The 14,203-nt window shown below is 68.7% G+C and carries 5 protein-coding genes and 1 pseudogene; 3 read left to right on the top strand and 3 right to left on the bottom strand.

The window, feature by feature from the left end; all coding sequences use genetic code 11:
• The first annotated feature begins 142 nt into the window (after window positions 1–142).
• A complete protein-coding gene (locus ABZS42_RS22025; protein WP_355148066.1) occupies window positions 143–1,036 on the top strand; it encodes an IS5 family transposase in 894 nt (297 codons plus the stop codon).
• Window positions 1,037–1,376: 340 nt separating this feature from the next.
• Here the strand turns inward: ABZS42_RS22025 and ABZS42_RS22030 are convergent, their stop codons facing one another.
• Window positions 1,377–1,709: a DUF6204 family protein gene (locus ABZS42_RS22030; RefSeq protein ID WP_355148068.1), complete on the bottom strand. Its 333-nt coding sequence runs from the start codon at window positions 1,707–1,709 to the stop codon at window positions 1,377–1,379.
• Between the two features lie 944 nt (window positions 1,710–2,653).
• On the opposite strand from ABZS42_RS22030, the gene ABZS42_RS22035 reads away from it, so the two are divergent.
• Window positions 2,654–4,783, top strand: a complete 2,130-nt coding sequence (locus ABZS42_RS22035; protein WP_355148070.1) for a M28 family peptidase — start codon at window positions 2,654–2,656, stop codon at window positions 4,781–4,783.
• 210 nt (window positions 4,784–4,993) lie between these two features.
• Here the strand turns inward: ABZS42_RS22035 and ABZS42_RS22040 are convergent.
• Both ABZS42_RS22040 and ABZS42_RS22045 read right to left on the bottom strand, forming a co-directional pair.
• A pseudogene (locus ABZS42_RS22040) lies at window positions 4,994–5,745 on the bottom strand (demethylmenaquinone methyltransferase).
• A complete protein-coding gene (locus ABZS42_RS22045; protein ID WP_355148072.1) occupies window positions 5,742–6,548 on the bottom strand; it encodes a class I SAM-dependent methyltransferase in 807 nt (268 codons plus the stop codon). The pseudogene ABZS42_RS22040 and the gene ABZS42_RS22045 overlap by 4 nt, the downstream one beginning before the upstream one ends.
• 605 nt (window positions 6,549–7,153) lie before the next feature.
• Between ABZS42_RS22045 and ABZS42_RS22050 the strand changes: the two genes are divergently transcribed.
• Window positions 7,154–14,089, top strand: coding sequence for a glycoside hydrolase domain-containing protein (locus ABZS42_RS22050; protein WP_355148074.1), 6,936 nt, complete (start codon window positions 7,154–7,156; stop codon window positions 14,087–14,089).
• Window positions 14,090–14,203 lie beyond the last annotated feature (114 nt).

Here is a 14,203-nt window from a genome sequence, read left to right on the forward strand (position 1 = left end):
TCAGACGGTCCTAGGCCGTGTTTCATAGCTTGGGTGGGTCGCTCGGCCCGGCCAGTGGTCTCGGCGTGTCGGTGATCGATACGCAGTGAGGTCTCCGGTAGATGGTTCAGCGACCAAGCAGAACCTGAAAACCGGAGACCTCGTGGCCACCATACCGGTGACGAGGCGGCACGATCTGACCGACGCTGCGTGGGCGGCGCTGGAGCCGTTGCTGCCCAGGGGCAAGAAGCCAGGCCGACCGCTGAAGTGGAGCAAGCGGCAGCTCATCGACGGTATCCGGTGGCGGGTGCGGGTGGGCTCACCCTGGCGGGACGTGCCGGAGTGTTACGGACCCTGGCAGACGGTCTACGGGCTGTTCCGCCGGTGGCAACGTGCCGGGGTGTGGCAGCGGATCGTCACCGGGCTGCAGACTCGCGCCGACGCCGCTGGTCTGATCACCTGGGACGTCAGCGTCGACTCGACCATCACACGGGCGCATCAGCATGCCGCCGGCGCCCGCACCCAACCCGAGCTGCAGAAAGAACCACCCGGCGGGGTGGAGGACGAACCGGCCGATCATGCTCTGGGCCGGTCGCGGGGCGGCTGGACCACCAAGCTGCACCTGGCCTGCGAGCAGGGCCGCAAGCCCCTGGCAATGCTGCTGACCGGCGGGCAGCGCGGCGACAGCCCGCAGTTCACCCGGGTCCTGGCCCGTATCCGCGTGCCCCGGCCCGACGGCGGTCGACCCCGCACCCGACCTGACCGGGTCCTGGCGGACAAGGCCTACAGCTCCCGCGCCAACCGGCAGCACCTGCGCCGACGTGGCATTCCGGCCACGATCCCGATCAAGATCGACCAAGCTGCCAGTCGCCGCAGGAAGGGCTCCAACGGCGGCCGACCGCCGACGTTCGACCCCACCACCTACCGGCAGCGTCACGCCGTCGAATGCGGCATCAACCAGCTCAAACGCCACCGAGCCATGGCCACCAGGTTCGACAAACTCGCCGTGCGCTACCAGGCCACACTCCACGTCGCCGCTATCAACGAGTGGCTCTGACCCGAGCTATGAAACACGGCCTAGTGGCGCTGGCGCACCGAGCAGCCGGGCGGACGCGTATGCGCGGAACAGACATAGGCGAGCGTTGTGCTCCAGATGACGGCCGGACAGCTGCACCTCACCCGATGTGTTTCGTGGCTATGAACGGACGTCAACGGCTTCCTATACCCACACGTTGAGGAGTGTGGGCAGGTCAAAACCGTGACGAGCGAGTGCAGCAGGTGGGGCTTGCGTTGAGAGCAGATTGGGGGCAGCGTAGGGCAGTGGTAACCGGCTCGACGAGTTCAGCGGGCGCCGACGCCGTCACGGCCCGGGAGCCGCGCTGGTTTGTCGCAAGTGGTCAGTGACCGCGCCGGCAGATTTTGATGTTGTCGAGGTCGGTCGACACCGACGTAAGGTCGCGGAGATCGGCACCGAGTCTCCGGACGGCAGCCGCGGCAGGCGCCTCCGCCCTGCCGATTACGGCTGCTTCCTTCTCCTCCTCGGTGGCTGGAACCACGCAGCGGAAGGTGAACCCGATCAGGGACCGCTCGTAGGTCACGGTGCCGTCCTCGGTGAACTTCGCCCGGAACACGTCGTGTTCGTCAGCCTTGGTGAGCAGGGCGGCCCGCTGCTCGTCATCGAGTGGTGCGAACTTGCCGCGCACGATGACTCGGTATGTCTTGCGGGCCATTGCCGGGATCCTCCGGATCTGGGTGAGCGTCGCGCCCTTGTCGGCCGGCGGTCTAGTGCGGCAGGCAGGACGGCGGGTAGATCGTCGGCGTCATGACGCTGGCCGACCGGTACAGCCCTGGCGACCCTGCCGGGCGAACCCAGGGATGCAGAGGCATTTTTCAGCGCCCCGGCTCGCATGCTTCCGCCATGGTTAGGTCCACTGCTCACCTGGGAGGGGGAGGGCCGCCGCCGGTGGCCAGCTCCGACCTTGGGTTCCGGGGTCGTGCCGGTTGAGGTTAGGCCATCTACGCCGCTACGGCGGTGCCTGTCGGGGGCACGGTCCGTGGCACGAGAGCCGGCTTCATCTGTGCCGGCAGCGCCCGTACGTGCGCCAAGGCCATCTTGACGTGACGGACGGGAGGACCGTTCCACAGGACGGCGTTCCATCGGGTTTCATGGGCACGATGCGCTGTAGCTGCCGGGCTGGCAGCGATTCGAGGAGATCGAGCATCAGGTCTGTCCACTCTGGGATCGGTGAGCCGTCCACCGTCCTGTGTCTCGAACCTGCTTCGCCACCTGAGACAAGGCGGAGCGCGCGTCAGCAACATCCGCTCTGAGAGCCCATACTGCTGCGCACGGTAGCCAGCGGACCTGGAGAACCGGGGTGAGCGGCATACAGGAGTTGCGAGCCCGTCCGAGATCCGGGGCAGCTCCGTCGCGCACCCGACTATCAGTGCGTGACGCGTGAGTCAACCCGTTGTCCCGTGCGCCGCAGATGGATACGTTCAGCGACACGATTCGACGGAACCGATCTCGGGGCGCCGCCTGAGATGTCCGCCGACCGACGGAAGGCGCGACATTCGCATGGACATCAAGCTTCACTCGTCGACTCGCGCAAGAGTGCGCCGGCGCCTGATCGCTCCGGTTGCCGCTGCAGGTCTGCTCATGTCAGGAGCAGCCTGGGTGGCGAACCCAGCCATGGCCGCCTCCGACGCCGCCGCCTCGCCCGCGAGGGCGCCGGCAACACCGCTCGCGAGCTACGACAAGGAGATCGTCAGCAAGTTCGACTCGGCTAACTCCTACGAGCACGTCCGACACCTCGCCGAGGACATCGGGCCGCGTCTGAACGGCACGCCCCAGGAGCTGCTCGCCGCCGAGTACATCGGGTCAGTGCTCACTTCCTACGGCTTCGAGGCGAAGATCGGGCACTGGGGACCGGTCTCGACGAAGCGCGTGGGCACGCTGACCTCGCCGAACGCCAAGCTCCCCGGCGGACCGAACTGGCAGATGTCCGCCTCGACGAGTGGCAAGTTCACCGAGGCTGGTCCTGCCGTTCGCGCCGCTGTCCTCGATGCCGGGACAGGCCTCACCCCGGGCGCCTTCGACGGCGCCGCCGGCAAGATCGTCTTCGCGGACTACACGACGACCGCCACGACCCGGAACGCCATTGTGGACAATGCCGTTAAGGCCGGTGCGGTGGCGGTCATCCTGGCTTACCCGACCGGCAACTCCGCCCCGCCGACCTTCACGTTGACGACCGCGCAGCCCACCATCCCGGTGCTCGGCGGCGGCACCGCCCACAGCAAGTGGATCCGGGGACTGCTGGCCGAGGGGCCACTCACTCTGAACATCTCAACCCACGAGTACCTCAACCCCGATGGCAGCTACGTCGTCGGGACCCGGCATGCCGTCGGTGACCCGCAGGGTACGAAGGCACCGATCGTCATGGTCGGCGCACACATCGACTCCGTGCTCGGCGGACCCGGCGCCCACGACGACGCCTCCGGCAACGGGGTCTCGCTCGAATTCGCCCGTGTCATCAGCCAGTACCCACTCGACAAGGAGATCCGGATCGGCGGCTTCGGTGGTGAGGAAGGTGGCCTGCTCGGGTCGCGCGCCTACTCCAAGACGCTGACCCCGGACGAGATCAACCGGTTCGTCGGCGAATGGCAGATGGACATGGTCGGCACCACGTACCAGCCGGCCGGCTTCTTTGCCCTGACCCCAGACGGGAAGTCGAACTCCGTCGTCCAGTCGGCGTACGACGCGCAGGCCCGGCTGAGCCCGGAGGACATCGACCGGCTCGGCCGTGACGACGTCAACCTCCAGAACTGCAAGCTCGGGCAGAGTGACCACCAGGCGTTCTTCGACCTCGGGATTCCGTCGTCGCTGTTCATCTGGCTCGACTACAACATGCCCATGGCGCCCGCCACCTGCGAGAGCATCAGCCGCGGCACGTACACGACCGAGCCTCAGTACCACCGGCCGGACGACACGATGGACAACGTCAGCGCGAAGCGACTGCAGATCACTCTCGACATCGTCGGGGGCGCCGCAGCCTACAACGCGCTCAACACCGTGACGATCAACGCGACTGGTGCTGACGGCGCCAAGCTGTCCGACACACCGGTGCGGGCGAACTGCGGCGACGGCTGGCGACCGGTGGGCACCACCGACGCGGCCGGCCGTCTCGTCGGGGTCTTCCCGCACGCGACGTGCACGTTTGAGGCGACCTCAGGCCAGGCTCTGATCCAGCGGACGCTCGATGTCCACGGCGACCGCGCGCTGGCGATGCGAGTGGCGCTGCCGGAGTGTTCGAGCACGATCACTGGCACGCATCGGGGTGCGCTGAAGGTGACCTCCGGTGTGACTTGCCTCGACGGGGCCACGGTCAACGGGCGGATCACCGTCAACCCGGGCGCGAGCCTCGTGTCCCTCGGCTCGACGGTGAACGGCGGGGTCTCGGCCACCGGGGCGAAGGACATCACGCTCTGCGGAGGCTCCGTCAACGGGAACGTGGCGATCATTGACGGGCAACGCGTCCGGATCGGCGGCGGCCCGAGCGACTGCGCCGGAGTCACTGTCGCCGGTGGTCTCTCCGTCGCCGGTGCCGACGAGTTGCTCATCCTCGCCGGGAACTCGGTGCGCGGGGTGGTCTCAGTGACGGGCAGCGAGACGCGCGTGGCGTCCGTCGTGGCGGCCAACACCGTGCGCGGTTCGTTGTCCTGCTCGACCAACGAGCCGGGCCTGACCAACTACGACAGGGCCAACATCGTCACCGGTCAGAAGAATGGACAGTGCGCTTCGCTATAGTCACGCGCCGGTTCTAGACCGGCCAGCACACCGGCTGACACGACCGGCCACTTCACCCACTGGGCGGGGTGGCCGGTCCGCGGCCTGGGACCCCTCGGATCTTCCGGTATCCTGCGATCCGAAGTTCCCTGCAGGACAGGCGCTTGCGTGCGTCAAACGCCCGCTTCCAGCCGAGCAGCCGGCGGCCGCCGAGGTGCAGCTGCGGCTCCTTCAAGTGGCGTACGCTGCGCTGCTACAGCGGATGGCGCGGTGCAACGCGGCGACACCGCCGCTGAGGTTGCGCCAACCGACCCGCTTCCAACCGGACGTGGCGATCCGCTTCGCCAGATCCGGCTGATTCGGCCAGGCACGGATGGATTCAATCAAGTAGACGTAGGCGTCGGGGTTGCTGGACACCCATCGGGTCACCATGGGTACGGCCCGAAGCAGGTGGGCGAGGTAGAGCGTACGGAAAGCGGGGTTCGTCGGATGGCTGCACTCGCAGATCACAAGCCGGCCGCCTGGCCTGACGACCCGGGCGAACTCGCGCAACGCGGCATCGAGATCGACCACGTTACGCAGCGCGAAGGAGATGGTTACCGCATCGAAAGCACCGTCCGGGAACGGTAGGCGCAGCGCGTCGCCTGCCGCCAGCGGCACGGCGGGCCGGGCGCGTCGGCCGACCTTCAGCATGCCGGTGGAAAGATCCACTCCCACTGCGAACGCGCCGGAACGGGCCAGTTCTTCGGTGGAGACGCCGGTGCCGGCGCCCACGTCGAGCACACGTTCACCTGGGCGACGACCGAAGGCCTGGACGACCCGGACGGCTCGGGCGGCGGGCCCAGTGCCGCTCTGGTCGCTCGCCGCCACCGGGCGTCCTGACCGAACGAGATGATCCTGTTGGCCAGGTCGTACCGTTCGGCGACGCCGTCGAACATCGCGGCGACCATTGGCGGCTGCTTGTCCAGCTGCGCCCGCGTCATGCTGTCACCGCTGATGCCGGCGTGGCCGTCAGGAGCAGGTACTCGAGCCCCAGTTGGAAGCGACCACCATCGACCACCCCATGATCGGCCACGAACGAGCGCAGGTCCGCGCGCAATGCCTCCCATCGGCGCTGTGCCACGAGCCGATCCCGTTCGGCGACGACGTGTCCGGCGGTGTCGATGAGCAGGCTGGTCGCCGCGTCGGCGCCGGCGAAGCTCAGATCCAACCGGTGGACGACCGCCGACGTGATCTTCAGGTCGGCGGCAGCCAGGAGTCGTCCGACCTGTTCGGGGTCACCCCACCGGCTCGGCGGGGCGCCTGCGGCCGGAGGCGGCGGTAGATAGCGGCCGAGGACCTGCCCTATGGCCGGCAACAGACAGCCCGGTGTCCAGGCAGTCAGCAGGACCCGGCCTGAGGGGGCGCACACCCGGCTCAGCTCTCGGGCCGCCGCATCGTGATCGTCGGCGTACATGACGCCGAACACGGACAGGACCACGTCGGCCGAGTCGTCTGGAAGAGGCAGCCGGTTCGCGTCGCCGACCAGCCAGTCGACCGCCAGGCCGTCCTCCGCGGCACGCCGCCGGGCCAACTCCAACAGCGCGGGCTCCAGATCTACCCCGACGGTACGGGCTCCACACTGCGCGGCCAGTATCGCCGCGTTGCCCGTACCGGTGGCCACATCGACCACCCGGTCGTCCGGCTGTATCGCGGCGGTTGCCACCACCGCCTCGGCGACCGGCATCAGCCGGCGAGCCATGGCCGGATAGTCGCCCGCAGCCCACGTCGTCGCGGATGCACTCATCACGCCTCCCTCGTCGGAGGCGCCCTTCAATCAGATGGAACCGGGTGAGCGTGGCGGATCCAGTCCGTCGCAGCGCCTCTCACTCCGGCATCACCGACCGTAACCGGTCGGCATACGTCCCGGCGACCCCCTGCCTGAAAAAGCTTGTCAGCATTCCCCAAGTCGGCCGGGCATGAGGAGCTCGCCATCACGGCTTCACCTCCCACAAAAACACTATGGATGCAGTGGAAACCGCGCTTCGTGAGTCCCTGGAGTTGCCGTAGCAACGGGCGCCGGGCCGCTCCGACCTGTGCCGACCATGTCGGGTGTTCACGTTCGGCTGTGTGCCTGTTCGCCGGCGCGATACCCGCGGTGACTAAGATCAACACGATAGCCATGGCGTCAACCTGACGGCCAGCGAAGCCTGTTGCCACGGCACCCTGGTCCGGACGGAGACTGCCGCCGCGTTGCTACGCGGACATCGCACTCGGCGGGCACGCCGAGCATCTGGGAGTTGTTCAGTGACATCAAGTTCATCACGCCTCCGGAGCGGGATCTCAAGCCAACCGGGGCAGGCGCGTGCGGCCGACCGCGGGCGCAGACGGTGGCGGACCACCGCGGCGACCATGGTCACCGCGCTGGTGGCCGCGGCCTCTACCGGGGTCGTCGTTACGCCCGCTGCCGCCAAGCCGACTGAGGACAAGACCAAGGCGGTCGACTACACGTCGTTCGTCGACCCGTTCGTGTCGACGGCGGGTGACGACGGCAACGACCTGCCCGGCGCTCAGGCGCCGAACGGCATCGTGAAGGTCAACCCGCTCACCGTGCCGGGTCGTAACCACACGGGCTACGACTACCACCAGACCCACATCGCCGGATTCACGCAGACGAACCTTGACGGGGTCGGTGGCTCCGGCGGTGGCGGCGACATCCTCGTCGTACCGACGGAGGTCGAGTACAGCGCCCGGCCGTCGACGGGTTCGTACTCCCATCCGTTCACCCACGACGACGAGACCGCCGGCCCGGGGTACTACCAGGTGCGTCTGGGTGAGATCTCGGGCCGTGACGGCGCCGTGCGGAACGGTCCGGGCGCGATCAACGCCGAGGTGACCGCGACGACGCGTACCGCATTGCACCGGTACGCGTTCACCGACGGCGTCAAGCCTGAACTCGTCGTCGATCTGAACAACAACTTCACGAGCCGTACCGGCTCATCCGTCGACGTCGAGCGTCTCGGCGACGGCCGCGTCGCGCTGTCGGGCGACATCAACGGGAACTTCAACGGAGCGTCCTACGCACTGCACTACTACGCCGAGACCGAGCAGCCGGTCGTGTCGGTCAAGACGTGGGGATCGGGCGAGTTCGGCGACGCGACGTCCCGGCGCGGCACCGACACCGGTGCCGTCCTCACTTTCGCACCCGAGGACGCGGGCCAGATCGGACTCCGGATCACGGTGTCACCGATCAGCGCGGCCCAGGCGCGCATCGACCAGGGTGTCGAGGTCGGGGACCACTCCTTCGACGACGTACGAGCGGGGACGAAGGGCGTCTGGAACGAGCGGCTCGGCCGGGTCGACGTCTCGGCCTCGGTGAAGGCCGACCCCGACGGTACGCTCCGACGCCTCTTCTACACCCACCTGTACCGCATGTTCGCGCTCCCGATGAACGCGACGAGCACGTCCGGTACCTACCGCGGTGTCGACGGCGTGGTGCACAAGGTCGACGACTTCACCTACTACGACGCGTGGTCGTCGTGGGACGACTTCCGCAAGTACTCCGTCTTCGCGTACGTCGACCCCGAGATGTACCGCGACATGATCCAGTCACTCATCTACCTCTTCGCCGACGTGCAGAGCACCGGCAAGGGCATCGGCGGACTCACCCACTCCGTGCCCACCGTGCGCTGGGAGCGTTCGGCGGTCATCGTCGCCGACGCGCTCTCGAAGGGTTTCACCGGCTTCGACCGTCTCGACCAGGCGTACCCGGCGCTGAAGAGCTACGTCGGCTTCTACAACGGCGACCAGCTTCGCCAGGGATACATCGAGAACCGGCCCGGTGACTCGGTGCAGCGCGGATACGACCAGTGGGCGCTGGCGATCATCGCCGACGCGCTCGGCCGGGCCGACGACGCGAAGCAGCTGCGTGCGCAGGCCGCGCTGCCGATCGCGAACCTGTACAAGCCGGGTGCGTGGACGGCAGCCGACGGTACCGAGGTCGGACTGCTCACCCCGCGCGACGCGGCAGGTGACTGGGGCGACGTCGACTACGCGCGCTTCGAGGCGGCGAACCTCTACCAGGGCACGCTCTGGCAGTACAACTGGTATCCGGCGTACGACATGGACGGCGTCGTCGCGGCGATGGGCGGCCCGGAGGCCGCGCGTCGTGCGGCCGTGCACTTCATGGGCGAGGACGACCCCGACAACGGTCTCGGCATGCTGCACTCGAACGCGAACGAGATCGACCTGCAGGCGCCGTACCTGTTCAACTACGTGGGGCTTCCGAGCCTGACCCAGAAATGGGTACGCACGATCTACACGAAGGAGAGCTGGAACCGCTACATCGCCACGGGCAGCACCGACGAGTACCCCAGTGGCAGCGGTGAACTCCGCCCGCCGGTCAAGACCAAGGTCTACCAGCTCGACCCGCGTGGCTTCCTGCCGACGATGGACAACGACGCCGGCACGATGTCGACGATGTTCGTCGCCGCGGCCATCGGTCTGTTCCCGGTGACCGCCGGCTCGTCCCAGTACCAGATCGGCTCGCCGTTCTTCGACCGCACGACGATCTCGTACGCCGACGGGCGGAAGTTCACCGTCTCGGCGGACGGCGTCTCCGGCGACTCGTACTACATCCAGTCGGCCTCGCTCAACGGCGCCGCGTTCGGCAACACCTGGCTCGACTACCGCACCCTCGTCAACGGCGGCTCGCTGGACGTGCGGATGGGCGCGAAGGCGTCCGACTGGGGTGCCCACGGCAAGCCGGCGTACTCGATGAGCACCGCGGGCGATGACAACGGCGGCGGCACCCCGAGCGGCTACACCGTGCACGCGTCGCCGATGGCCATCGCCGCTCGTGCCGACGGCCGGGTCGACGGCACGATCGAGCTCTCGCTCGGCGGGGGCGCCAAGTTCCGCGGCGGTCACGGCAAGAGCCTCGTCGCTAGCGGTGCGGCTGCGATCCACGGCCTGCCGGCCGGCGTGTCGGGGGACGTCGTGGGCGTCAACCCGACGACGGTCCGCGTGGTGCTGTCGGGTTCGACCGCGGCGGGTGCCCGCTTCTACGTCACCTTCGCCGACTCGGCGTTCGCCGGTCACGTCTCCGCCGGGCAGGTGACCGGCGACGGCATGTCATCGCGCAACGCGCTGTCGATCTCGGTCGCCGCGGCGGAGCGCGCGAAGCTGCGCAAGCTCGTCGACGAGGCAGTACTGGTACGTCAGGGGAACTACTCCTTCGCCTCGTACCACGCTTTCCGCGGCGCTCTCGAGCGTGCTCAGACGGTCCTCGCGGGCGCCTCGTCGACCACCTCGACGCTGCGCAACGCGACGGAGTCGCTGACCGGCGCGATCGCTGCGCTCGTCCTCGACCAGGGCGGCTACCGCGTGTTGGAGGCTGAGCAGTCCGACGAGTGGTCGGGCGGTGAGCTGAAGAACGAGGCGAACTCCTCCAACGGCAACCTCGGCGGCGTGCGTGACGGCGCGTGGGTTCGGTACAGGAACCTCGACTTCGCCGGTGTCGCGCCGAAGACGCTGAAGATCCGTTACGCCAGCACGTACTCGCCCACCGGCACGCCCAGCGCTATCGAGGTGCACGCCGGGACGCAGGACGGTCCGATCGTCGGTGCGGCGGCGCTACCCGGTACCGGTAACTGGGGCAACTACGTCACCACCCAGGCGGAGATCACCGATCCCGAGGCGCTCATGAAGGCCCGCGACGTGACGCTCGTGCTCCACGCCCCGGCCGGGCAGGCCTGGGTGTCGAACTTCGACTGGTTCCAGTTCCTCTCGACCGCGCCCGGCGAAACACCCGACCCCGGTGCCACGCTAGAGCCGCTCACCGCGACGAACACCTCTCAGACCGGCAACGGCCGGCTGCCCCTCAACCTGTCGCGCGGGTTGTTCGAGAACGTGACCGACGGCGCGTGGGCGCGGTGGAGCGGCGTCGACCTCGGCGGGAACGGCGTGGAGAGCGTCACCGTGTCGTACGACAAGCCGCGCTCGCGCGCGGCGTCGGACTCGCACATCGAACTGCACCTCGGTGCGGCCGATGACGAGCGCATGGTCGACATTCCGCTGCCCTACACCGGTGACGGCTGGGGCACGGAGGGCAAGGCCACGGTGGGGGTGCCCGCGTCGGTGTTCGCGGGCGTGCAGGACGTCGTCGCGGTGTTCCGCTCCACCGACCACAGCGACGCGCAGCCGTACGTGGCGAACGTGACGTCGTTGACGTTCACGGCGGCGGCACCCGTACCGAGCAGCGTGGTGGTCGAGGCGGAGAACTGGGTCGGAAACAGCGGCAGCGGTCTCAAGAGTGAGCAGAGCACCTGGGACGACGGAACTCAGGTCACGAACCTGGGTGCCACCTACAACGGTGCGTGGCTCGACTACGACACGATCGACTTCGGGTCCAAGGCGCTCGAGCAGGTTTCGGCGCACTACGTGAACAACTCCTCGCGGTGCGGCCAGAACTCGGCGATCGACGTCTACCTCGACCACTTCGACCCGGGCTCGCCCGGTGACCCGTACGTCACCATTCCGCTTCCGGTGACGGGCTCGGGGTGGCAGAACGCCGCGACGACGACTGTCGCGCTGCCTGATGGCCTGACCGGGTCGCACCGGGTCTTCCTGCGGCTGCGGACCACCCCCGACGGCAGCCACCCGTACGTGGCGAACATCGACAACCTGACGTTCGCGACGGCTCCGGTGAGCGAAGAACCGCCTGGCGGCGACACCCCCGTGGACAAGTCGGCCCTCACCACCGCGATCACCGAGGCGGCGGCTTACGTCGGCGACGAGGCTCGTTACGGCAGCATCGACTTCGGGGTGTTCGAGCGTGAACTCGAGAAGGCCCGCGCAGTCGCCGCGGCTGAGACCGCGACGCAGTCCGAGGTCGACGCCCAGGCGCGGGCATTGCGGCTCGCGTTCGGCCAGCTGATCCCGCGGGCCCGGCTGTCGCTCGAGAACACCGTCGGGCGGGCCGAATCGGTCGAGAAACGCCGGTACACCGACGCGTCGTGGGCGGCGTTGACCAGCGCGCTCACCGCAGCCAAGGCCACGCTTGCGGACGCCGGGGCCGGCGACGCGGCGTTGAGCAACGCGGAGGCGGCGCTGAACAAGGCGCTCTCCGGCCTGAAGGTCAAGCCGAACGAGGTCCCGGCGGTACCGGCGGCCATCTCTCTCGGCAGCGACGCGAGCAGCGTCACCGTGCGCTGGTCGGCTCCCGAGGACGACGGCGGCTCGCCCGTGACGGGCTTCGTGGTCGCACTGGAGGACGGGCACGAACTCGTCGTCGACGATGCCGGGCAGACGTCGGCCGTCTTCACCCTGCTCAAGCGCAGCACCACGGCACGTGCCCGGGTACGCGCCGTGAACACGGTCGGGGCATCCGCATGGTCGCCGTTCACCGAACCCGTCATCGTCGGGGCGAGCGCACCGCCCGCACCGAAGGTGGCCGCGGTCAGGGCCACAGCCAAGGACGTACGCGTTTCGTGGACGCCGGACGGTGATGGTGGCTCCCGGATCCTGGCCTACCGCGTGACCCTCGACCGGAAGCGCACGCAGATCGTCGCGGGCAGCGGCCGCGAGGTCGTGTTCGCCGGCGCGGGCGGCGGCTCCCACACGGCGCGGGTGGTCGCGATCAACGCCGTAGGCACCTCGGCGATGCCCGCTTCCGCGGCTGCGCAGAGCCCGGGCGAAGCGTCGACGGCGGCAGCGCCCGGGCCGTTCCCGGCGGACGTGTTGTCCGCGCACTACGACTCCGACTCGTGGCCGGCCACGCCGGACGGCAGCCCGTACTTCGTCAACCTGCTGCGCGGCTTCACGCAGCTCGGTACCGACGTGCGTGGCGCGAACGAGAAGGTCGCGGACCTCGACACGGTGTCGGCGTACAACGACACCAAGGCACTGGAGATCAACCGCTCGGCTTCGAGCGAACAGGTCAAGCGTGCCGAGAACGACGCGGACCACGGTTCGGACACGACGATGGCGGACGGGCTCGGCTCCCGCCTGGGTGAGCTGTACCTGCGGGCTCGCGGCGACGGCAAGCTGCCGAAGACCGACGCGTTGTTCGGCCGGATCACGTCGGGTCTCGACGGTACCGGCACGGCGAAGGACACCTACGCCTACAAGCGCCCGTACGTGCGGATGGGGCTCGTCGGCGAGGGTGGTCTGGTCCGCGACTCGAGCAACGGCTCGTACGGTGGGCTCGCGGGCGACGGGTCGTTCCCGAGCGGCCACACCTTCGGCGGCTACACGGCAGGCACCTTCCTCGCCACGCTGCTGCCGGAGCTCGCGCCACAGATCCTCGCTCGGACCTCGGAGTACGGCGACAACCGGATCGTGCTCGGGTTCCACTACCCGCTCGACGTGATGGGGTCCCGGATGACCGGGCAGGCCACGGTCGCGCACCGCTGGGCGGATCCCGCGTTCGACGACCTGCTGATGCAGGCGCACGACGAGATCGAGTCCGTGTTGCTCGACGAGTGCCACGAGGAGGGCTTCGACTCCCTGCTCGCCTGCACCGGCGAGCCGTACCGGGGGCTCGACGCCGGCCATGCCGAGTCGCTGTACACGGAGCGGCTGTCGTATGGGTTCCCACGCGTGGGGCAGCCCGGTGTTCCGGCGAACATCCCTGACGAGGCCGGCGCGCTGCTGACGACCGCGTTTCCCGACCTGACCAACGCGCAGCGGGTGCAGATTCTGGAGCAGACTGCGCTCGACTCCGGGTACCCGCTCGACCTGACCGCTGCGGGCGACCCCAGCTGGCAGCGCATCAACCTCGCGAGGGCGATGACCGCGCAGGTCGAGGTGAACGATGACGGCACGGTCACCGTCACGAACCACCCCGACGACACGACGGCAAGCGTGGCGACCGCCTCGTCGCTGACGGTCGGCGGGGTGGCCGTTGACGGGTTCGACGCAGGCACACAGACGTACATGGTCGACTGGCCCAGGAACCGGCGCCTGCCCACTGTCGTCGCGCAGCCGACCGAGCACGGTGCGAAGGTGTCGGTCTCGACTGCCAAGGATGGGACGCGGGCGCTGACGGTGACCTCGCTGAACGGTCAGTTCAGCCGCAGGTACACGGTGGCGTTCTTCCGTACGGCCGACGACCACAGGCCGGGCTCGGCCCAGCCGGGCCACCCGGATCACCCGGCTCAGCCGGGACAGCCAGGACATTCGGGCCAGCCTGGGAAGCCGGGTGGGCCCGGACCGTGGACGGCGGCGTCGTACACGGGGGTCGACGGAGCGCCGCTCTGGTGGCAGGTCGCGCTGCTCCTGGCCGCGTTCGGGTTCGCCGCCGGTACGACCGGGTGGCTGCGAAGGCGTACCGCGTCCAGGCGCTGATTCAGGAGTAGGTAACTGGTGTCGAACGGTGGCTGTCACCTCTGGGTGGCAGCCACCGTGCTACGCATCTCCGGGTGGTTGACGGGGGAGGAGGCCCTGCGGGCGCGAGCCGAC

Origin of the sequence: Micromonospora sp. NPDC005367 (assembly GCF_040606825.1) — a bacterium.
GTDB lineage: Bacteria > Actinomycetota > Actinomycetes > Mycobacteriales > Micromonosporaceae > Micromonospora.